This is a genomic window from Plantactinospora sp. KLBMP9567, assembly GCF_033446045.1.
Lineage (GTDB): Bacteria > Actinomycetota > Actinomycetes > Mycobacteriales > Micromonosporaceae > Plantactinospora.
Map to the genome: position 1 here is coordinate 33875 of NZ_JAWQRR010000030.1, position 24544 is coordinate 58418.

Annotated in this window: 16 protein-coding genes and 3 tRNA genes; 12 read left to right on the forward strand and 7 right to left on the reverse strand. The window is 70.0% G+C overall.

From position 1 onward, the window contains the following. Positions 1–282 precede the first annotated feature (282 nt). Positions 283–4632, reverse strand: a complete 4350-nt coding sequence (locus tag R6Y94_RS23455; protein WP_318398059.1) for a LamG-like jellyroll fold domain-containing protein — start codon at positions 4630–4632, stop codon at positions 283–285. Between the two features lie 765 nt (positions 4633–5397). On the opposite strand from R6Y94_RS23455, the gene R6Y94_RS23460 reads away from it, so the two are divergent. From R6Y94_RS23460 to R6Y94_RS23470, 3 genes are all read left to right on the forward strand, one after another. Then, positions 5398–6918 carry an McrB family protein gene (locus tag R6Y94_RS23460; RefSeq protein WP_318398060.1) on the forward strand — a complete coding sequence of 507 codons (1521 nt, stop codon included), beginning with the start codon at positions 5398–5400 and terminating at the stop codon, positions 6916–6918. A 1-nt stretch (position 6919) separates the two neighbouring features. Next, positions 6920–8053, forward strand: a complete 1134-nt coding sequence (locus R6Y94_RS23465) for a 5-methylcytosine restriction system specificity protein McrC (protein WP_318398061.1) — start codon at positions 6920–6922, stop codon at positions 8051–8053. Between the two features lie 151 nt (positions 8054–8204). Continuing rightward, the gene (locus tag R6Y94_RS23470; protein ID WP_318398062.1) at positions 8205–8780 is read left to right on the forward strand and encodes a tyrosine-type recombinase/integrase; all 576 of its coding nucleotides are present in this window, start codon (positions 8205–8207) and stop codon (positions 8778–8780) included. 155 nt (positions 8781–8935) lie between these two features. Here the strand turns inward: R6Y94_RS23470 and R6Y94_RS23475 are convergent. The 5 genes from R6Y94_RS23475 to R6Y94_RS23495 all read right to left on the reverse strand — a co-directional run bounded on the left by R6Y94_RS23475 (position 8936) and on the right by R6Y94_RS23495 (position 12920). Continuing rightward, positions 8936–9010: transfer RNA gene (locus tag R6Y94_RS23475), tRNA-Val, on the reverse strand. A 13-nt stretch (positions 9011–9023) separates the two neighbouring features. Then, positions 9024–9094 (reverse strand) — tRNA-Cys (locus tag R6Y94_RS23480). Positions 9095–9126: 32 nt separating this feature from the next. Beyond that, positions 9127–9199: transfer RNA gene (locus tag R6Y94_RS23485), tRNA-Gly, on the reverse strand. Positions 9200–9435: 236 nt separating this feature from the next. Beyond that, on the reverse strand, positions 9436–10455 hold the full coding sequence (locus R6Y94_RS23490; RefSeq protein ID WP_318398063.1) for a TAXI family TRAP transporter solute-binding subunit: 1020 nt from the start codon (positions 10453–10455) through the stop codon (positions 9436–9438). Next, positions 10452–12920 carry a TRAP transporter fused permease subunit gene (locus tag R6Y94_RS23495; protein WP_318398064.1) on the reverse strand — a complete coding sequence of 823 codons (2469 nt, stop codon included), beginning with the start codon at positions 12918–12920 and terminating at the stop codon, positions 10452–10454. The genes R6Y94_RS23490 and R6Y94_RS23495 overlap by 4 nt, the downstream gene beginning before the upstream one ends. 259 nt (positions 12921–13179) lie before the next feature. On the opposite strand from R6Y94_RS23495, the gene R6Y94_RS23500 reads away from it, so the two are divergent. From R6Y94_RS23500 to R6Y94_RS23515, 4 genes are all read left to right on the forward strand, one after another. Next, positions 13180–13782 (forward strand): TetR/AcrR family transcriptional regulator, encoded by a 603-nt coding sequence (locus tag R6Y94_RS23500; protein WP_318398065.1) that lies wholly within the window; start codon positions 13180–13182, stop codon positions 13780–13782. A gap of 98 nt (positions 13783–13880) precedes the next feature. Continuing rightward, positions 13881–14474, forward strand: a complete 594-nt coding sequence (locus R6Y94_RS23505; RefSeq protein ID WP_318398066.1) for a TIGR03086 family metal-binding protein — start codon at positions 13881–13883, stop codon at positions 14472–14474. A gap of 198 nt (positions 14475–14672) precedes the next feature. Next, the gene (locus R6Y94_RS23510; protein ID WP_318398067.1) at positions 14673–15638 is read left to right on the forward strand and encodes a sugar ABC transporter permease; all 966 of its coding nucleotides are present in this window, start codon (positions 14673–14675) and stop codon (positions 15636–15638) included. Further along, positions 15635–16531, forward strand: coding sequence for a carbohydrate ABC transporter permease (locus R6Y94_RS23515; RefSeq protein WP_318398068.1), 897 nt, complete (start codon positions 15635–15637; stop codon positions 16529–16531). The genes R6Y94_RS23510 and R6Y94_RS23515 overlap by 4 nt, the downstream gene beginning before the upstream one ends. A 35-nt stretch (positions 16532–16566) precedes the next feature. Here the strand turns inward: R6Y94_RS23515 and R6Y94_RS23520 are convergent, their stop codons facing one another. Further along, positions 16567–17535, reverse strand: coding sequence for a PmoA family protein (locus R6Y94_RS23520; protein ID WP_318398069.1), 969 nt, complete (start codon positions 17533–17535; stop codon positions 16567–16569). Between the two features lie 670 nt (positions 17536–18205). Between R6Y94_RS23520 and R6Y94_RS23525 the strand changes: the two genes are divergently transcribed. From R6Y94_RS23525 to R6Y94_RS23545, 5 genes are all read left to right on the forward strand, one after another. After that, the gene (locus R6Y94_RS23525) at positions 18206–19240 is read left to right on the forward strand and encodes a LacI family DNA-binding transcriptional regulator (RefSeq protein ID WP_318398070.1); all 1035 of its coding nucleotides are present in this window, start codon (positions 18206–18208) and stop codon (positions 19238–19240) included. 96 nt (positions 19241–19336) lie between these two features. After that, positions 19337–19735 (forward strand): L-rhamnose mutarotase, encoded by a 399-nt coding sequence (locus tag R6Y94_RS23530; RefSeq protein WP_318398071.1) that lies wholly within the window; start codon positions 19337–19339, stop codon positions 19733–19735. Between the two features lies 1 nt (position 19736). Next, positions 19737–20900: an L-rhamnose isomerase gene (gene rhaI / locus R6Y94_RS23535; RefSeq protein ID WP_318398072.1), complete on the forward strand. Its 1164-nt coding sequence runs from the start codon at positions 19737–19739 to the stop codon at positions 20898–20900. A gap of 2 nt (positions 20901–20902) precedes the next feature. Then, on the forward strand, positions 20903–22966 hold the full coding sequence (locus tag R6Y94_RS23540; RefSeq protein ID WP_318398073.1) for a bifunctional aldolase/short-chain dehydrogenase: 2064 nt from the start codon (positions 20903–20905) through the stop codon (positions 22964–22966). Next, on the forward strand, positions 22963–24471 hold the full coding sequence (locus R6Y94_RS23545) for a rhamnulokinase family protein (protein WP_318398074.1): 1509 nt from the start codon (positions 22963–22965) through the stop codon (positions 24469–24471). The genes R6Y94_RS23540 and R6Y94_RS23545 overlap by 4 nt, the downstream gene beginning before the upstream one ends. Positions 24472–24544 lie beyond the last annotated feature (73 nt).

A 24544-nucleotide genomic window follows, 5' to 3' on the forward strand; every position in this document is an offset into this window, starting at 1 on the left:
TGCCTTCTGCCTCGCGCTGGCGTCCGCCGTGTCGGCGCCGCTGCTCGCCACCGTGTCTGGGACCGCGCTCGTGTCAGCGCGGGCACCGCAGACGATGCATGTTCGCCCGCCACCGTGACGGCGTATGCGACGGGCACGTCCGTTGCGGTATCGGCCGGCCCTGTTCGAGGCGTCGTCGAGGGTTGAGATGGCATGAGCACGGGTCCTCCGCAGTCGGCCAACAGGGTCCGGTGGACGATGTGGTCAGGCAATAAGCCGGGCAGAGCCTCGGCGCGGTAGCGATCAGATCGGGGGCATATCAACGGCCTGCTGGTCGTGCAGCGCGTCCACCTGGGCATCGGTCATCGCCCCCTGATACACCAGCAGGTCGTCGACACCCCCATGCCAATACTCGGAGAAAGCACCGTCGGCGAACGTGCGGCCGAGCTGCAGCGGTCCGCTCGACGCCATCGGCGTCCACGGCAGCAACGCCATCTCCGCCAGATGCCCCTGTACGTACAGGCGGATCTGGGCGCGGGCAGCGTCATACAACCCGACCAGATGAACCCATCCGCTGGCGTCCCCTGACACCGTCGATGCCACGGACGCCTGCAGGCTGGCCGAGTTGTCCTCGTCATTGACGATGAACTGCCACTCGCCACCGTCACCATTGGGCGTGTACTTGATCGAGAACGCGGACTCGCTGCTTCCACGCTGGGACAGCAGCGTCTCCTCGCCCGCCTCGTCATCGCGGTAGGCCCAGACGGAGAGGGTGTAGGAGTCGTCGGTCCGCAGCACCCTCCCGTCCTGCCAGAAGGGAGCTTCCGGTGTTGCGCTGTTGGTCTGGGACCAGCCGTACTCGGTGGTGGTCAGCTCGTCGTGTCGCGGGTCGGACGGGTCCAGGTCCCAGACGCCGTTCAACACCAGTCCAAGGCCACGCTGGCCCTGACCGACATTCACACCCTGCGACAGGGCGAGCCGACGGCCAAACCGGCTACTGTCGAGTGCCTGGCAGACGCCGGGTTCGACAAGCGGCTCATAGCAAGGAACGGCGTCATCGAAGGTCCAATCCGCGACCTCAGTGGGGATCAGGACTCCGGGGTGGCTGACGCCGCTGGAAGCCGGGTCGTCCGCTAGCTGGCCGGTGAAGTCGTGTCCGACCAGTGTCCGGTCGAACACCTGGACGTCAACAATGTCGCCCTTCCACCACGTCGTCTTCGAACGTCCCACCCACACCGGATGCCCGGCGTCGTTGAACGTCGCCACCCCGTCGAGGCGATCTTCCGCCATGCCGTTGACGTAGAGGATGAGAGTCCCTGCGGTCTTGTCGTAGGCAACGGCGAGGTGGGTCCACACTCCGGCGGCGGGCACCGTGGTGGACTGGATCTCGGACCAGGTGAGGGTGCCTGTCGCGGCGGACGGCAGCCGGGCCAGCCACCGGTCGCTGCTCTGCTGGTACATCAGCCGCAACGATTCGTTGCCGTTGGCGTCCTTGGCCAGCACCGTACGGTCGGCCGACTTGTCGGCCAGGTTCACCCACGCTGCGGCAGAGAAGCTCTCCGACGTGTCCAACGCCTGCGCCTCGGCTTGCAGGTACGACGAGGTGCCGTTGAAGGAAACCGTCTGCCCGCCGACCAGACGCGCGTCGGCCCGCCACGCCACGTTCGACGCCGCAAGATCGGTGCGCCCGTCGTCATCGGCGGCGGGTCGGTTGTCGGCCAGGGCCTGCGCCTGACTACGGCCCGGATAGGTCTCCAAACCCCACGACGCCGTCGGCAACGACGGCCCGACCAGGTCGAGGGTGTGGGATGCGAGGTGGCCGAGGTTGCCGGTCGAGTCGATGCCCCGAACCCACAACGTGTTCTGCCCGTAACCCGGCACCATCACCGTGACCTCGGCAGTCTTCTCCGTAGTCCCCACGGCGGGAACTTCGCCGAAGTTGGCGGTCGGCAGAACCGCCAGCACATCCCGCTTCCCGTCCCCGGTGAAGTCTCCCGGGGTGACGAGACCGGACACATCCGCCCAGCCGGTGGCGACCAGCTCCGACTTGCCGGTGACCCATCCTCCGGCGCCGTTGCCACGCGTCATCCTCAGGGCGTTGTCACTCTTGTGCCGGTACAGCAGATCCGGCTTCCCGTCACCGGTGAAGTCACCCCGACCGGCCAACAGCTCACACGAACCCCAGTTGCTGCCGATCTGCTCCGACCTTCCCGTAACCCAACCACCCGTACCGTTGCCCCGCACCAGATACAGGGCCGCGTTCGCCGAGCTGCGGTACAGCACGTCCGACTTACCGTCCCCAGTGAAGTCCCCCGGGGAGAAGATCCAGTTCGCGGCGGACCAGGCGACGCCGACCTGCACCGCGGCACTCTCCAGACCACCACCAGCGGCACCACGCCGCATGTACAGGTTCAGGTCGCTGGGATTGCGGTAGAGCAGGTCCGGCCGCCCGTCACCGGAGAAGTCACCCGGAGAGAACAGGTACTGGTCGGTCGACCAGTCCCCGGAATCGAGCGTCTGGGGCGGCCCGGTGAACCCTCCCCCGCCGTCGCCCGCCACCAACTGAAGGCTGTGGTCGGTGACCCGACGGAACACCACGTCGGGTTTGCCGTCACCGGTCATGTCACCGGGACTGAACACGGTACTTCCGTCGACCTGCCAGCCCACCGCCGGCTCCGACCAGGTGCCCGCCAACCCACCGGTACCTGTACCCGGATGAGCGCGGACCCGGGCCGTCGCCGCCGGATCACCGGTCCACGAGTACCGGAACTTCGTCACATCAGCCGCACCACCACCACCGACCCTGAGCTGGAACGTGACCGGGGTACCCGGACCGCCCACCTCGCCCGGGGGTGTGATCACCGGTGCCGGCGGGCCCTCGTTGTCGACCGTGAACTGGCACCACACCGACCAGCCACTCCACTGCGAATACGGATCCACCGCCGTCACCCGAAACGCGTACGTCTTCGCCGCCGTCAACCCGGTCAGCGACACCGTCGTAGCCCGCCCACCCGCCGGCGCCGACGCCGTCGGCGGCCGCGGCAACCGCGACGGGAACGCATCCGTGACAAGGCCGATACCACCGGCCGGGACCTCGACCCACTCATACGTGCCGGTCAGCGACTGCGTGGTGTCCGCATCCGGGTAGACAGCCGAGAACGTCGGCGTCAACGTGCCGATCCCGACCGCACCCGACGCCGAACACGCCACCCCCGCCACCTGCAAACCCGTCGGCTTACCCGGCCTCGAGTCGTAGTCGACGATCAGCTTCGCGTCCGCCGGCACGAACTTCTTCCACCGCTCCAACATCCCCTCATTGGCACCATTGCTGTCCCGGGCCGAGAAACCCACCGTCCACGTAGTCGCCCGCCGATCCGCCACATCCTGGACCTTGTCGATCACCAGCGACGAATCAAAGTTCATGGGCATATCCGGTTGGAGGACGCCGCACCCGCCCGCCTCGTTCGCATGCCCAGGAGCACCATCCAAAAGCGTGCCGAGCGTCATCTTCGACCAGGTCGCCTTCATCGCATGATCGATCACCGGCGTCTGATACATGTACGCCCACGTGTCATCACACGAGTACGAGTGCGTCAGGTTCATCTGCACATAGGCGTCCTCGATGTGCTTACCCGCCAGCGACACACCACTGCTGGCCGTCGGGAACTGGAAGAACGACCGGAACACACTCCCCACACACGGCCCCTCCGGGCTGTAACCCATCCGCGCCACCGTGTAGTCAGCGTTCGAACATCCGTCGTTGGTCGCGTACGCCCACCGGTTCTGCCGCACCGACCACGCCGGATCGATGAACACCGGAAACTCCTCCGGTGCACCAGCCAGCATCTGCGCGTCCGGTGTCAGCACCAGATCGCCCTCGGCGGTCACCGCCGCGCGCACCGGCGCCATCTCCGCCCCACCAACCGGACCATCAGCGGTCGACTCCCCCACCGCACCCGCCGATCCCCGGCTCGCCGGAGCCGTCGGGCCGGCCGAGTTCCACATGACCGCCGGCTCCGCCGACGCCACCACCCGGGCATCAACCTGGGCACGTAGTGACCCGTTCGGCAGACCCGCCGCCCGGGCATCGCCTCCAAGGTCGAAGTGGATCTGCCGCACCGCCGGGTTCGCCGCCGCCTGCGGCGTCTTGACCACCAACAGATGCGAGAACCCGGTCCGGGTCGCCTGCACCGTCAGATCCACCCCCGGCAACACCTCGGCGTAAGTGGCGGTGTCACCCGACACCGAAGGCACCGGCAGACCCGCCGGCCACCCGACCGTGAACGTGCGCCCCTCCCGGGCCAGCGACACCAACGGGCCCGTACCACCATTGGAGAACGTCACGTCCGCGACCGACGCCGCCGGCCGCAACCGGCCATCCCCACCCCGCGACAACCGCAGGTCCACATCCGCCCAACTACCGTCCGCCCGCCGCGCCCACAACGGCACCACCCCGGACTCGAACCTCAACCCACCATCCGGCTGCGCCACCACCCGCGCGAACTCCGACCGGGAAGAGCCCACCACCACCGGCCCGTCACACACCTGCGCCGCCGCCACCGCCAACGCCTCCGACGTAGCCTCAGCCGCGCAACCCGGCTGGGCCGACACCGGCCGCTCGCCAGCGACGACAGGCACCAGCGCCGCACCCACGACCACAGCCACTACTGCAGCGACCCGGCGTCGCCACCTATCGCGCGCCCACCAAAGACGCGGCAAGGTCGACACACGACCAGCACCCACCACAACCCTCCGTGGTCAAGACGTGACAGCGCGCAGACTCTATAAGCTTCGAAGATCATCTGTAAAGAGGCGTTACAACTGGTGACCACAAACCGGGCAACGCAACACCAGCCACCCCCGACCCCGGCACCCACCGCGATCCACGAAACCAACCGCACCCTCACCAGACACACCCCGGCCCGGATCACGAGCGAAACGCACGAAAGTCAACCAAACCGACTCCACCAAACCCGGGGACATCAAGCCCCTCCGCGTTCTCGGGGGAACCTCACGTCAACGGCGTGGGGTGGGTTCGTGTTGGCGGATCGACACTGAGCCCAATGCGGGCTACGCCTCCTCGGCGCCACCCCGCTCGGTTGACGAGCGCCCTATCCGGCGGTGTAGGGCCTTTGGCTGGCAACCGGCTCCGCGCTGGTGCTGAGGGTTTTCGGGCGGCTTACTGCCTCCGACAAACCCGGGAACCTCAGCCAGTACCCTGTGGAAGATCGTGCACCCCTGACTGGCGTTGATCGGTGTCATGCCGGACCGGTACAACCTGGAAGCCCTCCTCGCCGCCCAAGACCACACGATGTTGGCCAGCGACACGGTCAACACTGCGCCGCTGAAGCGATCTACGAGGTTGGGACAGAATCCTTGCCAGGGCGTGCCGCCCGTTACGAGCGACGAGGGAGACTGATGGCGGAAAAGCGGTGGGACACGCATGACCTCGTCGCAAAACGGCGGGAGTACTTCGGAAGCACGTTCGTGTCGAGCCGAGTCGAGGCGGAGGCAGAAGCACGTCAGTTCCTCGACGAGAAAGCCGGCATGATGAACTCCCAGGACATCACGGATCTGGGGCGACTGTTCAACCGGCACGGAAAGTCCGGCCGCATCCGCTATGACCGCTTCTCGCCAGGCTTCGCTGGTGCGATCATGGCGAAACTCGCGCAGGACGTCAGCCGCTTCAACCGGGTTGTCGGCAACCTATGGAGTTTGCCGGTCGACAAAGCACTGGACCTGCTTGGCCGCATGTATGCGGATCGATCGATTCTACCTGGCGCTGGCTCATCACTGCCCAGCCATCTTCTATACCTGCGTGATTCATCGCAGTTCGGGGTGTGTATCAATGCCACGATGACGGGCCTCGGCGCCGAGGTTGGCAAGCGGTTCAGAGCGGATGGCAGGGACAGCTATGAGCGGTTCTGCGTCGCGCTTCAGGACTGGCGGCGGGAGTATGGTGTGGAGCCGCAGGAGTCGGACGCGATCCTGACCGAGATCATGCGGCAAAGTGCCGCGCTCGTCTCGCTGAACCCTCAGGCAGACGAGCCGGTGGCGGCCCACACCTCGTATCCGCAGGATCCAGTCGCGTACCAACACCTGACTACGGAAATGGTGGCGTCCGCGTGTTACCTGCCAGTGGAGCAGGTCGATGGGTGGGTGCAGGCGGTCAACACGGGCATGCGTCAGGCGGTGTTCCACGGCCCACCTGGCACGGGCAAGACTCACGTCGCCCGGCTCCTTGCCCGACACCTAGCCACCTCACCGGCTCACATCGAGCTCACCCAGTTCCACCCCGCCTACTCGTACGAAGACTTCGTCGAAGGCCTGCGACCGGCAACCAGCAACGGCGGCCTGCATTACAGGGTCCGGAACGGCGTCTTCTCTCTGCTCTGCGAACGCGCGGAAAACGCGCCGAACGAAACGTTCGTCCTCGTCATCGACGAGATGAACCGCGCTGACCTGGCGGCCGTCTTCGGCGAACTGCTCTTCCTACTGGAGTACCGCGGCGAGGTCTCCGCGACCCTTCCCTACTCCCAACGCCGGCTGTCCGTGCCACACAACCTGATCGTGCTTGGCACCATGAACACCGCCGACCGCAGTCTCGCCCTGCTGGACTTCGCGCTGCGCCGCCGCTTCCACGCCTTCCCCCTCCTGCCCAGCGACGACGTCCTCGACGGGTGGGCAAAAGAGCACTCAGCGGTCAACGCCGACCTGGCCCTCGGCGTGTTCCGCCTCATCCGCGACCGCATCGGCCACGACGCTCCCGTCAGCCCTGGTCACTCGTACTGGATGGTCGAGGGCCTCGACGCTGCCGCAGCCGAACGGATCTGGGAGTTCCAGTTGCGCCCATACCTAGCTGAGTACTGGTTCGACCGCCCCGCCGACCTTGCGCAGCTCGACACCGACGTGCGGGCCCTGATCGCCGAACGGGCCTAGCATGATATGCCTGACCGAGTATCAGACGACGACTGTCGAGCTTAATCACGACGAGGCCGCTGAGTTCACCGCATTCACCAAGGGCGGCACTCGAGCAAGCGGGCAGCCCCGGGTCATCGAACGCTTCACCATTCATCCGGACGGGTACGACGTCACACCTGGACCGTACGTCGGCCGGTTCCGGCTCCGCTCGGGTCGGGTCGTCGACATCGCCAGCCGGTTCGCGTTCCACGACCTCGCGCAGCTCCTCGGCCTCGGTGACAAAGCTGCCCTGATACGCGAGCCCGCCACCGCAGCTACCGGCGGGACGGGCCTGATGGACCTCATCGCGCTCGCGTTCGTCCGGGAGGCCGAACGCGTCGTCGGGCAAGGTCTGGAGAAGGGGTATCAGAGGCAGACGTTCACCCGCCCCCCGTACGCCGGTGTACCCGCTGTGACCGCGCACCTGAACACCCATGCCGCCCGCCCCGATCGGCTGGTCACCACCGCCCGCCGGCTCACCACCAACATCCCAATCAACCAACTCGTCGCTGCCGCGCACCGCCAGCTGGCCCAGCTGACCTACCAGGACCGCAACCTGGCCACCCGGCTTGGCGCGCTCGGACCAGCATTCCGACAGTTGTCCCCAATGACCGGTCCCACAGCTCCTATCCCGGCAACTGCACGGTACCGAGACATCCACGACCTCGCCCTGCTCATCCTCGACGCCCGCACCAGCCTCCCCACGGCAAACGGGATCGCCGGCGTCGGCGTGCTGTTCAACATGACCAGAGTCTGGGAGGCGTACACCCGATGCTGGCTCGCCCGCCGCCTCGGCACCGAGGCTGTTTTGCGCGAGCAGCACCGGATTCCCCTTACAGACAACGATCCGATGTGGGAGGGAAGGGCTGACTTCGTCGTGGAGTCAGACGGCCGACCATCAGCTGTCTACGACGCCAAGTACCGCCCCTGGCAACGACGCCCTAAAACGAGCGAGCTCTATCAACTGCTCGCATACACGCAACGCCTCGGCGTGAGCTACGCCGCACTCCTGCATCCCGCAACCACCCCCGACAAAGGCACCTTTACCGTTGGCGACACCACCATCGACACGATTGCCATCGACATCACCAGGACGTGGCGGTCAAGCTCCTGATCAGGCCAAATATCTCCCGCCGGGCCGGCGCCTCAGTGATGGCGCCAGAAGTTCTTCCCCGCGAGCTGTGGACGCGGTGGGTGTACGGCGGGGCTGTGGTGGTCAGGCGCCAGCCGGGATGGCTACCTGATCGCTTGGGTCATTTCCGGCGGTGGCGCCGACCGGCATGCGATGGGGCGAGCTGGCCGGACTCCGCAGACCCAACTGCAAACTCGACGACGGCCGCATCCTCATCGACCCCGACGAAGGCAACCTGCACGAGGTCGGCGGCCACCTGACACTCGGCCCGCCGAAGACCCCAGCGGCCGTCCGGGACATCCTGCTACCACCATTCCTCATCGCGCTGCTTCGCGCCCACCTCGACAGCCACGACCACGACCACGTCTTCACCGGCCGCGACGGCGGCCTACACCGCCGCTCCAGCTTCCACCGCCGCCACTGGCGACCCGCCACCGACGGCGACCTCGCCAACGGCATCCCCGCCATCGTGCGCGGCCTGCACTTCCACGACCTGCGCCACAGCCACAAGACGTGGCTGATCGAAGACGGCGTGCCAGAGGTCGCCCAAGCCAAGCGGTTGGGCCACCGCCTCCCCGGCGTCCGGGGGATCTACAGCCACGTCAGCGCCGTCGTCGAGCAACGTCTCGTGGACGGCCTACAGGCCCGGTGGGAGCAGCACGCTCCCCGAACCCGACCCCCGGCGGCGCGTGACAACATTTCCGACTAGGAAGTGTGCAGCCGTGGAGCGGACAATCGGTTAACGGAAGTGGTCACCGCCGGGGAGCGGGCCCGCTCCCCGGATGCTCCCCGCGTAAGGGCCAGGTCCGGAAACGGCCCGTTACCGAAGATTCGATAACGAGCCGTTTGACCTGCTTATATAACTGGTGGGCGATACTGGGTTTGAACCAGTGACCTCTTCCGTGTCAAGGAAGCGCGCTCCCACTGCGCCAATCGCCCTCGCTTGTAGCCGAGGTGGAGACGGGATTTGAACCCGTGTACACGGCTTTGCAGGCCGTTGCCTCGCCTCTCGGCCACTCCACCGAGGTAGCCCCCGACATGTGGCGGCATCTCCGAGCGGACGACGGGACTCGAACCCGCGACCCTCACCTTGGCAAGGTGATGCGCTACCAACTGCGCTACGTCCGCTTGTCATCCGGTGTTTCCTGGTGACGGATGAGAACTTTAGCCGAGGCCGCGAACAGATGCCAACTCGGGGGCCGGTCGGCGGGTCAGCAGGTCCCGGACGCCCGCCCTCATCCCCGAGGTCGACGACTTCAGCCTGGTCGACGCCTTGATCATCCGCACTCAACCCGCACCACCACCCCTAGACCATCCTAGGAACCTGGAATGAAGGGGCGGGGCGGTGGTGCGGGGTCGGTCGGTTACTTCGCGGCGTTGAGGTCGTCGAGGGCCTGGGTCGCGCCGCGGTGCAGCGGCACCGGGTCGGTCTTACGGGCGGTATCCAGGCTGATCTCCTTGGCCGCCGCGTTGGCCTGCTCCAGTTGCGGCTTCCGGTCGAAGAGCACCTTGGTCAGTATGCAGACCAGGTTCGCGTCCAGGTCGTCCTTCACCAGCAGGAAGTTTGGCACCACGATGGTCTTGACGTCGGCCGGAGTGCCGTAGGTCGCGGCCGGAATCGCACCCTCCTCGTACACCGGGTTGATTTTCTTCATCTCGGTCAGCAGCGGGGTGATGTCCAGGAAACTGACCTGGCCCTTGGCCGTGGTGAGCAGGTCGGTGATGCCCGGCGTGGGCAGGCCGCCCGACCAGAACAGCGCGTCGATCGAGCCGTCCTTCACCCCGTCGACGGTCTTGGCCAGGTCCAGCCGCTGTGCCTGGATGTCCTTGGCCGGGTCGAGCCCGGCCGCCTGGAGGAGCCGGTTCGCGATCACCTCGGTCCCGGACTTCGGCGAGCCGGTGGAGACCCGCTTGCCCCGCATGTCGGCCACGGAGTTGATCCCGGCACCGTTGCGGACGATCACCTGGGTGAAGTTCGTGTGGATCCGGGCCAGCGCCTGCACCGGCTGCCGCTGCCCCTCGAAACTGCCGGTGCCCTGCACCGCGTCGGCGGCGGTGTCGGCCAGCGAGAACGCCACCGCGTACGTGCCGGCGACGAGCTGCTGGATGTTCTGCACCGAGGCGCCCGTCTCGGCCGCGGTGGCCTTGACCTTGCTGCCCGGCGCGTTGGAGACCTGCTCGGCGTACGCGTTGCCGAGCGCGAAGTAGACCCCGGTCGCGTTGCCGGTGGCGATCCCGATCCGGGTCTCCGTACCCACCTCACAGGTGACGTCGCCACCCGCGTCGGTGGTGGCGGTGTCCTGCCGACCACCACAGCCGACCAGGCCGGTCAGCCCCAGGCCGGCGGCGGCGACCGCCGCCACGATCCTCGTCGTACGCCTCATTTCGCATCCTCTCCCACGCTCGAACCGATTCCCCGGCCCCTCGGCCCGGTGTCGTCGTCCACCCGGGAACCGTCGTCCGCCCGGGAGCCCGGATCGGCCGGCACCGGCGCGCTCTCCGGCCCCGACCGCTGCGCGTCCGCGCCGTCCGGTCCGGCCTCGACGTGCCGGTCACCGCCGCCCCGGGCGCCTGGCACCACCGGGTCGACCTCCTGGGGCACCGCCTCCTCGACCACCGACCGGGTGCCGGCGGTACGGCGCCGGCGCGCCAGTGTGGCCAGCACGGCGACGGCGACCAGCGTGCCGCCGATCGCGATCGACACCGGGTGCAGATAGAGCAGTAGCAGGCCGGCGACGGCGCTGAGGGCCCGTTCGACCGCCCCGGCCGGCCCGACGCCGAGCAGCCAGCCACCGGTGGCCACGGCGAGCGCCGCCACGCCGAGACAGCCGACCAGCCCCGCCCAGAGCACCTCGACCGGTGAGCCCCGGCCGAGCAGGTACTCCCCCGGCCCGGTGAGCACGAAGGCGATCGGGGCGAGGAACGCCGGCAGGGCGTACTTGAGCGCCTGCCACATGGTCGGCACGGTCCGGCCGCCGGTGATCGCCGCCGCGCCCACCGCGGCCAGCGCGGTCGGCGGGGTGACCTCGGAGAGCACGGAGTAGTAGAAGACGAACATCGCCGCCGCCGGGGCCGGTACGCCGAGCGCGAGCAGCGCCGGACCGATGATCACCCAGCCGATGATGAACGAGGCGGTGACCGGTACGGCCAACCCGAGCAGTGAGAGCGCCACCGCCGCGAAGACCACGGTCAGTGCCAGTACCACAGTCGGGTTGTCGGTCAGCGCCTCGGCGCCCCGGACCAGCAGCGAGGCGAACTGCGCGCCGAGTCCGGTCTTGGTGGTGGTGGCGGTGATGATGCCGGCCGCGCCGCAGACCGCGGCGACCGGAAGCACCCCGCGGACCCCGGCGGAGAGGGCGGTGAAGATCCGACGTGGGGTCAGCCAGTTCCGCCGGTCGAGGAAGCTGAGCAGCACCGCCAGCCCGGTGGCGTAGACGACCGCCCGGGTGGCGCTCAGCCCGACGGCGAGCAGCACGACGATGACGATCAGCGAGGAGAAGTGGTAACCGAACCGGCCCAGCAGCCGCCACGCCGAACCGGTGGCCACCTCGACCGGGCGTACCTTGAACCGGCGGGCGTCGATCTCGACGGCGAGCAGGATGCCGAGGTAGTAGAGCAGGGTCGGGATCACCGCCCAGCCGAGCACGGTCAGGTAGGAGACCTCCAGGTATTCGGCGACGATGAAGGCCGCCGCGCCGAGGGTCGGGGGCGAGAGGATCGCGCCGACCCCGGCCGCCGCCAGCATGCCGCCGGCGTGTTCGGCGGGGTAGCCGGCGCGGCGCAGGATCGGCCAGGTGACCGCGCCGACGCTGACCGCGGTGGCGGTGCCGGAGCCGGAGACGGTGCCGAGCAGGAACCCGGAGGCGACGGCGGTGCGGCCGGCAGCGCTGCGGGACCGCCGGAACGCGGCCACCGACAGGTCGACGAAGAACCGTCCGGCGCCGGAGAGGTCGAGCACCGCACCGTAGATCGTGAACAGCACGATGTAGGTGGCGGCCACGTCCAGCGGGGTGCCGTAGAAGCCGCTGCCGGAGTTGTAGAGCGCGTCGACGATCTGTCCGAAGTCGAGCCCGGCGTGCGCGATCGCCCAGCTCTGCGGCAACAGCCCGCCGTAGTAGCCGTAGCCGAGGAAGAGCAGGCAGACCACCGGCAGGATCCAGCCGGTGGTGCGCCGGCAGGCCTCGATCAGGAGTACCAGCAGCAGCGCGCCCATCAACACGTCAACCGGTACGAGCAGCCCCTGCCGGTCGAGGAAGGCGTCGTAGCCGCCGCCGGCGTCGCCGATCGCGACCGGCAGCACCGGATAGAGGCAGACGACCAGGGCCAGCCCGGCCAGCAGCCAGTCCGGCGCCGTCGGCAGGTCCCGGCGCGCCGCGGCCGGAGCATCCGGATCGGGTACGCGGCGCGGCCCGACCGCCGGCAGCCGGCTCGCCAGCCGGTCCGGCAACCGCAGCCCCGACCGGTACGCGAGGAAGACCAGTGGCAGTACGCCGGTCAGGAAGACGATCAGATAGAACTGGCTGCCCTGGGACAGTGGCCGGAACACCTGCCCGAGCACCAGCAGCGCGACGGCGAACGCGACCACCGCCACCCCGGCCTCGACCGGGCCGCGCAGTTGCCGGGCCGGCCGCTCCTCGTCGTCATAGGTCACGGCGGTGGCGACGTCCGGGGTGGCCAGCGCGGGAAGTTCGTCCCGCCCGATCCGGGCGGACGTTTCCGCCGGCCGGTCCGGATCCCGGGTGGACGTTTCCGCTGGCCGCTCCGACTGACGGGCGGACGTTTCCGCCGGCCGGTCCGGCCCGGGTCCGGCGCCCGTCGCCGGAGGGATTTTGGCCACACCGTCTGGCATGAGCGGACACTACTACGGGATACCGATGGTTGCCGATCTTCTCCGTCCGGTGGTTGGCCCGCCGGGCCGGGCGGTTGACTGGCTGCGCCGGCCGGCCCATCCGCCGCTCCGCCCCTGCTGGGCAGGGGTTCACCGGGGTTCGGCGGCCCGCGTCGGGACGTGCGGCTTCTGAGGCGCTAGTGGACAGTCTGACCCGCTAGTAACTTATCCGACGTGTTGATAGCTTATTGTGCCGGCCGGAATGGGCTAACGTAGCCGCGTGACGAGACGTGCGGCAGAGGTGCGCCTGGATGCGCTACTACGCACCGCCTGCGACGTGATCGCGACGCGGGGCCTGGCCAACACGCGTACCGCCGACGTGGCCCAGGCCGCCGGGGTGAGCCAGGCGCTGGTCTTCTACCACTTCGCCACCAAGGAGCGACTGGTCGCCCAGGCGTTCGCGTACGCCGCCGAGCAGGATCTGGCCCGGCTCGATGCGGTGCTCCGGTCCCCCGCCACCCCACTGGTCAAGTTGAAGAAACTGCTCCGCCTCTACGCCCCGCCGGGCCGGTCCCGGTCCTGGGCGATGTGGATCGACGGGTGGTCGGAGTCGCTGCGTACGCCGGAGCTGGAGAAGGTGTCGCGGCGGTTGGACCTGCGTCGGCGGGAGGGGCTCGGCGAGGTGATCGCGGCCGGGGTCGCTGACGGGGTGTTCAGCTGTGACGATCCGGCCGGTGCCGCCTGGCGGATCAACGGCCTGATCGACGGACTCGCCGTGCAGATGGCGGTACACGACCGGGTCATCCCACGCCGCCAGCTCACCGAGTGGGTGCGACTCTCGGTCGCCCGCGAACTCGGGCTGCTCCCCGAGCAACTGGACTGATCGGAGACGGGTTCCGGCCAGCACCGGCCGGAGATGCCCGGTCGACCAGTCGGGTCACTTGCCCGGCGGGCGCTGCCGTAGCCGGGCAGAATCAGGCCATGGACCTGCTCACGACGTACCGGCGTACGGTGGCCGGATTCGCCGACCGGGCCGGCCAGGTCGGCACCGAGCACTGGACCGCGGGCACCCCCTGCGCCGACTGGGACGTCCGGACTCTGTTGAACCACGTCGTCGGGGAGGAGCGCTGGTCGGTACCGCTCTTCGCCGGCGCGTCGCTGGCCGAGGTCGGCGACCGGTTCGCCGGTGACCTGCTGGGCGCCGATCCCGCTGCCTCGGCCCGGGACGCGGCCGAGCAGGCGTGCCGGGCCGTCGGCGATCCCGCCGTGCTGGACCGCACCGTGCAGTTGTCCGCCGGGCCGACTCCGGGTCGGGAGTACCTGCACCAACTGCTCGCCGAGCACCTGGTGCACGGCTGGGACCTGGCGGTCGCGATCGGCGTCGAGCCCCGGCTCGACCCGGCCGGCGTACGGGAGTGCGCCCGCTGGTTCACCGAGCGGCGGTCGATGTACCGGGAGAGCGGGCTGACCGCCGCGGACGTACCGGTGCCGCCGGAGGCGAGCGAGCAGGACCGGCTGGTCGCCGCGTTCGGCCGGGATCCGGGCTGGCGTCCCCACCGCCGATCCCCGTCCTGAATCGATTCATCCACGGCCGGATATGCCTCCGACCAGCCCGGACCCCACTCCGGTCGAGAGTGCCTCCGTTGACAGGCCCGGCCCGCCGGCGGTACCTTCGTGCGGTTTGTTGAATGGTTTCATCACCGCCTCACCACCGGGGCGCGTGCACACACCCGGTGAGGGTGTGGCCGCCAGGAGCCGATGGGAAAGTCGACCATGACAACTGGGACCCTGCGCAGGCCGCCGCCCCGGCCCGCCGCACCGGGCGGCGCCGCCGCCGGAGCCCGGCCCCGATACCGACGCAACCGGCCCGGGATCGCGTACCTCTTCCTCTCCCCCTGGGTCGTCGGGGCGCTGCTGCTGACCGTGGGCCCGATGCTCGCCTCGCTCTACCTGTCGTTCACCGACTACGACCTCTTCACCTCTCCGGAGTGGGTCGGGCTGGAGAACTACCAGCGGCTCTTCGCCGACGACGCGCGGTTCCTCGCCTCGGCCAAGGTCACCGCGATGTACGTGCTGATCTCCGTACCGCTGAAGCTGGCCGCCGCCCTCGCGGTGGCCCTGCTGCTCAACCGCAAGCGGCGCGGGCAGGGCTTCTACCGGTCGGCCTTCTACGCGCCCTCGCTGCTCGGCACCGGCGTGGCGATCGCGCTGGTCTGGCGGGCGATGTTCACCGACGCCGGGGTGGTCGACTCGGTCACCGGCAACTTCGGCTGGGACACCGGCGGCTGGATCAACGAGCCGGACTACGCGCTCTACGTGCTGATCATCCTGGCCGTCTGGCAGTTCGGCGCGCCGATGGTGATCTTCCTGGCCGGTCTCAAGCAGATCCCGACCGAGCTGTACGACGCCGCCGCGGTCGACGGCTCCGGCGCCTGGCGCACCTTCCGCTCGGTGACGCTGCCGATGCTCTCCCCGATCATCCTGTTCAACCTGGTACTGGAGACGATCCACGCGTTCCAGGCGTTCACCCCGGCGTTCATCGTCAGCGGTGGCCGGGGCGGGCCGAGCAACTCGACCCTGTTCTACACGCTCTACCTCTACGAACGCGGGTTCTCGCAGTTCCGGATGGGCTACGCCTCGGCAATGGCCTGGCTGCTGCTGCTGGTCATCGCGATCATCACGGCACTGTTCTTCGGCACCTCGCGCCGCTGGGTGTTCTACTCGGGGGAGGACCGGTGAGCACGCTCTCCGACGGCCTGTCGACCCGCACTCCGGCGGCCCGGCGGCCCGGCGCGACCGGTGCCCGGCTGCGTACGGTCGGCTGGCACACGCTGATCATCGCCGTACTGGCCCTGCTGCTGTATCCGGTGGTGTGGCTGCTGGCCACCTCGATCAAGCCGACCGACGAGATCCTGTCCAGCCTGAGCCTGCTGCCGACCCGGCTGGCGCCACAGAACTACTCCGCCGCGTTGGACGGGATCGCCGGGATCGGGGTCTGGCAGTTCTTCACCAACTCGCTGATCGTGGCGGTCGGCGCGGTGGTCGGCAACCTGATCTCCTGCGCGCTGGCCGCGTACGCCTTCGCCCGGTTGCGGTTCCGGCTGCGCGGGCCGCTGTTCGCGTTCACCCTGCTGACCATCATGTTGCCGTACCACGTGGTGCTGATCCCGCAGTACACGATCTTCCAGCAACTGGACCTGGTCGGCACCTTCGTACCGCTGATCCTGCCCAAGCTGCTCGCCACGGACGCGTTCTTCGTCTTCCTGATGGTGCAGTTCATCCGGGGCCTGCCCCGGGAGCTGGACGACGCCGCCGAGATCGACGGCTGCGGCCCGGTGCTCACCTTCCGGTACGTGATCCTGCCGCTGCTCAAGCCAGCCCTGGTCACCACCGCGATCTTCACCTTCATCTGGACCTGGAACGACTTCTTCAGTCAGCTCGTCTACCTCAACGACCCGGAGTCGTACACGCTGCCGCTGGCGCTGCGGCTCTTCATCGACCAGACCAGCGAGTCGGCGTACGGCCCGATGTTCGCGATGTCGGTGCTGAGCATCGTCCCGGTGATGCTCTTCTTCCTGGCCTTCCAACGCTATCTGGTGGAGGGGATCGCCACCTCCGGCCTGAAGGGCTGAGGGCCGGTTCGGGTTCGGTTCGGGGCGGGGGCCGGTCAGGCTGTCAGGACCGGCCCCAACGCCTCGACCTCGTCGCAGGTCAGCTCGCCGTCCGCGACCACGATCCGGTGCCGGCGCCGCACCGAGGTGCCGGCCGGGACCGGCAGGGTCCGGTCGAAGGCGAGCGCGACGCAGACCCCGGGATAGATCCCGGTCCGCACGAACCAGTGGTCGCCGTCGGCCAGGCCGGCGAAGACCAGGGTGTACGGCCGGCCGCCGCCCGCCGCGCCGACCATCGCCAGCCACGGCTCGGTGCTGCCGTTGACCCGCTCCTCCCCCTCGGCGCTCGCCGTGAAGGCCCGGTTGGGCCCCGGGGCGACCCGCCAGAAGAAGCCGCCGTATCCGGCGCCGTCCGGCCGACCGTTGGTCGCCGGGCTGCCGAGCAGGATGTCCCGGTCGGCCGGTGCGGTCAGGACGTACCCGAAGTCGAGCAGCCAGGCGTCGGCCCGGCCGGCCAACTCGGCGGCGCCGACCCGCCGTTCCTCGGTCAGCAGGGTCGCGCCGGCCGGGTCGAGCCAGCGCAGCCGCCCGGCGAACCCGCGGTCACCAGAACCGCCGCCCGAGCCGCTCCCGCCCGCCGCACCGCCGTCGCCGGGGTCCGCGGCATCGGCGTCCGACACCGATCCGCCCGACACCGATCCGTCCGGCAGCCAGCCGTCCGGCAGCCAGCCTTCGTGCACGATCCGACCGTGGTCGTCGAGCCAGGTGTAGCCGGCATCCCGGACGTAGGTCCGGCCTCCCCAGAGGTTGGTGCCCGAGACGTCCTGCATCGCGACCGAGACTCCGAGGTGCCAGCGGTGGTCCTCGGGCAGCGTGTCGGTCACCACGACCCCGGCGAGGGTACGCACCGGATGCAGGTACGGCCGGCGCCCCCAGCGCGGGTCGACGTGCGGGTCGTCGAGGACGTACTCCGCGACGGTCTCGCCACGCACCCGCAGCCGTACCCCGGTCAGGTCCTCGCCCATGCTCGCCGCCCTCTATGCGTCGTTCCACGGTGCCCCGGTCGGCGACACCGGCAGGAAAGCGCTTCCCCTGATCCGACAGGGTACCGACGGCGCCACCGCTCGAAAACCACGCACCACACACCGCCCACCCCACGACTCGTGCCCGACGACCGGCAATCGGGGTGTCCGGTGACGAGACTGTCGAGCTGCCCCGTATGTGCGCCCACCCGGAAACCGCGCCACACCGAATTGTCCGCCCGACACCCCACCAGGCACCCCGGCACCGAGACGTCCCGTCCATGCACCCAGCCCGACACACCCCACCAGGCACCCCGGCACCGAGACGTCCCGTCCATGCACCCAGCTCGACAGTCGCCCTGACAGGTATCTGGTCGGCCCGTGGTGCTGTCGAAGGAACGACTTCCCGGCAAGGTGGCTGAAGCAGCCGCCCGGGCAGGTATCTGATCGGTGGCGGCAGGCGGCCGGGCCACGCGGGGACGTGCAGACCGGTCCCGGACGACATCGTCGCCGGCCCGAGGGGCCGCGACCATCGGGACAGCACGGCACCGGACCGGCGAGGTGCACCCGGCGCGGCACACCGGGGAGTTACTGTCGGTCGCACGCGGTGGAGGCCGCCGGATAACCTTGACACGTTTCAGCCCGACGGTCGGGGCTGCGGGAGGAGACGGTGGTGCCGGGACCAGCGGTGAGCATCCGCGACGTGGCCAGCCAGGCGGGGGTGTCGGTGGGCACCGTCTCCAACGTGCTCAACCGGCCCGACATCGTCGCGGCGTCGACCCGCAACCGGGTACTCGCCGCGATCAGCGAGCTGGGTTTCGTGCCCAACGACGCCGCCCGGCAGCTGCGCCGGGGCCGGGGGCGCACCCTCGGCCTGGTGGTGCTGGACGTGGCCAACCCGTTCTTCACGGACGTCGCCAAGGGGGTCGAGGACGCCACCGGCGCGGCCGGGATGGCGGTGATCTTCTGTAACAGCGACGGTGACTCGGCCAAGGAGAGCAGATATCTGGACCTGCTGGAGGAGCAGCGGGTCCAGGGGGTGCTGATCACCCCGGTCGACGACGCCAACGAGCGGCTGGTCCGGCTCCGCGAGCGGGGCGTACTCGTGGTCCTGCTGGACCGGCGTTCCACCCGGCCGGACGTCTGCTCGGTAGCGGTCGACGACCGGCTCGGCGGCGAACTGGCGATGCGACACCTGGTGGAGGCCGGGCACCGGCGGATCGCGTTCGTCGGCGGCCCGTGGCGGCTGGAACAGGTGCGGGACCGCTACCACGGCGCCATGCACGCGCTGCGCGAGGCCGGGCTCGCCGAGGAGACCCTGCGCCGGTTCGAGACGCCGAGCCCGACCGTGGCGGCCGGCCGGGACGCCGCCTCCCGGATCCTCGGGCTACCCCGGTCCGCCCGGGCCACCGCGGTCTTCTGCGCCAACGACCTGCTGGCGCTCGGCGTACTCCAGGAGCTGACCCGGCAGCAGGTCCGGGTGCCGGAGGACATCGCGCTGGTCGGCTACGACGACATCGACTTCGCCGCCGCGGCGGCGGTGCCGCTCTCCTCGGTACGCCAGCCACGGCAGCGGCTCGGCCAGACAGCGGCACAGTTGATGCTGGACGAGGCGAACGACCCGGAGAACCACCAGCACAAACAGGTGATCTTCGAGCCGGAGCTGGTGGTCCGGGAGTCCAGCCAGTACGCCCGCACCCCGGGCTGAGCTCCGGCCCCGGCCCGGTTTCTTGACAGTTCAGTGACGGCGCTCGTATGTTGAGTGCGGCTTGTTGAAACGGTTCATTTGTTGGGAGGCCCGCCAATGCGGCGAGTGTGCTTCGTCCTGCGGGTCCGGCCCGACCGGCTGGCCGAATACCGGGAACGACACGCGGCGGTCTGGCCCGAGATGCTCCGGGCGCTGCACGCGGCCGGCTGGCACGACTACTCCCTCTTCCTGCACGACGACGGGCTGCTGGTCGGGCACTTCCGCACCGATGACCTGGCCGCGTCCCTCGCCGCGATGGAGGCCACCGACGTCAACGCCCGGTGGCAGGCCGAGATGGCCCCCTTCTTCGTCGGCCTGGACGGTCGCCGCCCCGACGAGGGGTTCGTCGTCCTCGACGAGATCTTCAACCTGGACGCGCAACTCGCCGCGCTGGACAACACCGCGCTGGACAACACCACGCAGGACAACACCGCGCTCGACACCACGGAGGCCTAAAATGACCGAGACCGACGTCCGGGCGGCGCTGCGCGCGCAACGGATCGAGGTGCCCTCCTGGGCGTACGGCAACTCGGGCACCCGGTTCAAGGTGTTCAGCCAGCCCGGGGTGCCGCGCAATCCCGAGGAGAAGATCGCCGACGCCGCACAGGTGCACGCGTTCACCGGAGTCGCCCCGGTGGTCTCGCTGCACATCCCCTGGGACCGGGTCGACGACTTCGGCAAGCTCGCGTCCTACGCGGCCGAGCGGGGGGTGCGGATCGGCACCATCAACACCAACGTGTTCCAGGACGACGACTACAAGCTGGGCAGCGTCACCAACCCCGACCCGCGGATCCGGCGCAAGGCCCTGGGCCACCTGCTGGAGTGCGTCGACATCATGGACACCACCGGATCGCGCGACCTGAAGCTGTGGTTCTCCGACGGGACCAACTATCCCGGCCAGGACGACATCCGGGCCCGCCAGGACCGGCTGGCCGAGGCGCTGCACGCCACCTACGAACGGCTCGGGCCGGAGCAGCGGATGCTGCTGGAGTACAAGCTCTTCGAGCCGGCGTTCTATCTGACCGACGTACCGGACTGGGGCACCGCGTACGCGCACTGCCTCAAGCTGGGCGACCGGGCCCAGGTGGTGATCGACACCGGCCACCACGCCCCCGGCACCAACATCGAGTTCATCGTCGCCTTCCTGCTCCGGGAGGAGAGGCTCGGCGCATTCGACTTCAACTCCCGGTTCTACGCCGACGACGACCTGATGGTCGGCGCGGCCGACCCGTTCCAACTCTTCCGGATCATGCACGAGATCGTCCGGGCCGACGCGCTGCGGGCCGACTCCGGCGTCAACTTCATGCTCGACCAGTGCCACAACATCGAGCCGAAGATCCCGGCCCAGATCCGCTCGGTGATGAACGTCCAGGAGGCGACCGCCAAGGCGCTGCTGGTCGACACCGACGCGCTGGCCGCCGCACAGGCCGCCGGGGACGTGCTCGGCGCCAACGGAGTGCTGATGGACGCGTACAACACCGACGTACGGCCGCTGCTGGCGGAGGTCCGCCAGGAGATGGGCCTCGACCCGGATCCGATGGCCGCGTACGCCCGCTCCGGCTACGCCGAGCGGATCGCCGCCGAGCGGGTCGGCGGGCAGCAGGCCGGCTGGGGGGCATGATCGTGAGCACCGGACCGACCAATCCGCAGGTCGCCGCGCTGCTGGCCCGGGGCCACCGGCTCGGCGCCGACCGGCGTAACACCAACTACGGCGGCGGCAACACCTCGGCCAAGGCGACCGGCACCGACCCGGTCACCGGAGGGCCCGCCGAACTGCTCTGGGTCAAGGGTTCCGGCGGAGACATCGGCACGCTGACCGAGGCGGGACTGGCGGTGCTCCGGCTGGACCGGCTGCGCTCCCTGGTCGACGTCTACCCCGGGGTGGACCGCGAGGACGAGATGGTCGCCGCCTTCGACTACTGCCTGCACGGCCGGGGCGGGGCGGCGCCGTCGATCGACACCGCGATGCACGGCCTGGTCGACGCCGCGCACGTCGACCACCTGCACCCGGACGCCGGGATCGCGCTGGCCACCGCCGCCGACGGCCCCGAACTGACCCGCCGCTGCTTCGGCGACCGGGTGCTCTGGGTACCGTGGCGCCGGCCCGGCTTCCAACTCGGCCTGGACATCGCCGCGATCGCCCGGGACAACCCGCAGGCGATCGGCGTGATCCTCGGCGGCCACGGGATCACCGCCTGGGGCGCCACCAGCTCCGAGTGCGAGGCCCGCTCGCTGGAGATCATCGAAACCGCCACCCGGTTCCTGGCCGAGCACGGCCGGCCGGAGCCGTTCGGCGCGGTGCTTCCCGGGTACGCGGCGCTGCCGGCGGAACAGCGGCAGGAGCGGGCCGCCGCGCTGGCCCCGACGCTGCGCGGGCTGGCCAGCACCGACAGCCGGCAGCAGGGGCAGTTCCAGGTCGGACACTTCACCGACGACGAGGCGGTGCTGGACTTCCTGTCCCGGGCCGAGCACCCGCGGCTGGCCGCGCTCGGCACCTCCTGCCCGGACCACTTCCTGCGGACCAAGGTCCGTCCGCTGGTGCTCGACCTGCCGCCGGACGCGCCGCTGCCCGAGGTGGTGACCCGGCTGCGCGAGCTGCACGAGGAGTACCGCAAGGACTACCGCGGCTACTACGAGCGCTACGCCGAGCCGGACTCGCCGCCGATCCGGGGTGCCGACCCGGCGATCGTGCTGGTGCCCGGGGTCGGGATGTTCAGCTTCGGCCGGGACAAGCAGACCGCCCGGGTGGCCGCCGAGTACTACCTCAACGCGATCAACGTGATGCGCGGGGCGGAGGCGGTCTCGACGTACGCCCCGATCGACGAGGCGGAGAAGTTCCGGATCGAGTACTGGCAGCTCGAAGAGGCGAAACTGCGCCGGATGCCGAAGCCGAAGGCGCTGGCCGGCCGGGTCGCGCTGGTCACCGGCGGCGGTTCCGGGATCGGCGCGGCGATCGCCCGGCGGCTGGCCGCCGAGGGCGCCTGTGTCGTGGTGGCCGACCGCAACATCGAGGGCGCCGCGTCGGTGGCCGGGGAGATCGGCGGCACCGACCGGGCGGTCGCGGTGGCGGTGGACGTCACCGACGCGGCCGGGATCGAGGGCGCCTTCGCCGAGGCGGCGCTCGCGTTCGGCGGGGTCGACCTGGTGGTCAACAACGCCGGGCTGTCGATCTCGAAGTCGCTGCTGGAGACCACCGAGGCGGACTGGGACATCCAGCACGGTGTGATGGCCAAGGGCTCCTTCCTGGTCTCCCGGGCCGCCGCCCGGCTGATGCTGGACCAGGGCCTCGGCGGGGACCTCGTCTACATCTCCAGCAAGAACTCGGTCTTCGCCGGGCCGAACAACATCGCCTACAGCGCGGCAAAGGCCGACCAGGCGCATCAGGTACGCCTGCTCGCCGCCGAACTGGGCGAGCACGGCATCCGGGTCAACGGGGTCAACCCGGACGGCGTGGTACGCGGCTCCGGGATCTTCGCCAGCGGCTGGGGCGCCCAGCGCGCCGCGGTGTACGGGGTGCCGGAGGAGGAGCTGGGCGCCTACTACGCCCGGCGTACGCTGCTGAAGCGGGAGGTGCTGCCGGAGCACGTCGCGGGCGCGGTGTTCGCGCTGACCGGCGGCGAGCTGTCGCAGACCACCGGCCTGCACGTACCCGTCGACTCCGGCGTGGCCGCGGCGTTCCTTCGATGACCGGTTCGACCAGTCCGACCGGTCCAGCCGACTCGACCGCCGTCGCGGCCGTCGACCTCGGCGCGGCCAGCGGCCGGGTGATGCTCGCCGAGGTCGCCCCGGACGGGGTGACGCTGACCGAGGTGCACCGGTTCGACAACGGGCCGGTCCGGCTGCTCGACACCCTGCACTGGGACGTCCCCCGGCTCTACGCCGAGACGCTGACCGGGCTGCGGGCCGCGCTGCACCGCCGGCCCGACCTGGCCAGCGTCGGCATCGACTCGTGGGCGGTGGACTACGGGCTGCTGGACGCCACCGGCGCGCTGGTCGGCAACCCGGTGCACTACCGGGACCGGCGTACCGACGGGGTGCAGGAGTCGGTGGTCGCGGCGCTCGGCGCCGACTATCTCTATCGGACGACCGGGCTGCAACTGCTGCCGTTCAACACGCTGTTCCAGCTCACCGCCGAACTCGGCACCCCGGCCCTGGACCGGGCGCAGACGATGCTGCTCATCCCGGACCTGCTCGGCTACTGGCTGACCGGGGTCGCCGGGAGCGAGGTGACCAACGCCTCCACCACGCAACTGCTGGACGTGCGTACCCGGGAATGGTCCACCGACCTGATCGCCCGGACCGCACTGCCGGCCCGGCTGTTCGGGCCGCTGCGCCGGCCCGGCGACCCGGTCGGCGAGCTGCGGCCGGAGGTCCGGGAGGCGGTCGGGACCGACCGGCCGGTGCCGGTGACCGCGGTCGGTTCGCACGACACGGCGTCGGCGGTCGCGGCGGTACCCGCCGAACACGACCGGTTCGGCTACATCTCCTGCGGCACCTGGTCGCTGGTCGGCGTCGAGTTGCCCGCACCGGTGCTGACCGAGGCGAGCCGGGCGGCCAACTTCACCAACGAGGCCGGGGTGGACGGCACGGTCCGCTACCTGCGCAACGTGATGGGGCTCTGGCTGCTCCAGGAGTCGCTGCGGGTGTGGCGGTCGCAGGGGCTGGCCGACGACCTGACCGCACTGCTCGCCGCCGCCGCCCGGGCGCCCTCGCTGGCCGCCGTGGTCGACCCGGACGACCCGGTCTTCCTGCCTCCGGGCGACATGCCGGCCCGGATCGCCCAGGCGTGCGCCCGGCGCGGCGAGCCGGTACCCGAGGGGCCGGCGGCGCTGACCCGGTGCATCCTGGACAGTCTGGCCCTGGCCCACCGGGTCGCGGTACGCCAGGCACAGCGGCTCTCCGGCCGGAACGTGGACGTGCTGCACGTGGTCGGCGGCGGGGCCCGCAACGAGCTGCTCTGCCAGCTCACCGCCGACGCGTGCGGACTGCCGGTGGTGGCCGGGCCGGTGGAGGCGACCGCGCTGGGCAACGCGCTGGTACAGGCCCGGGCGCTCGGCGTACTGGACGGCGGGCTGACGGAGCTGCGGGCGCTGCTGCGGCGTACCGGATCGACCCGGACCTACCGGCCGCGGGCCGGCGGCGAGGCCGCCTGGCGGGCGGCGGCGCAGCGCGCCGGTCTGGCCGACGGATAGCCGCGGACCGTCCACCCCGGCGTCACCGGCGCAGGTCCGAAGGTGAAGGCCGCTCGAAAACGTCAAAAGACAT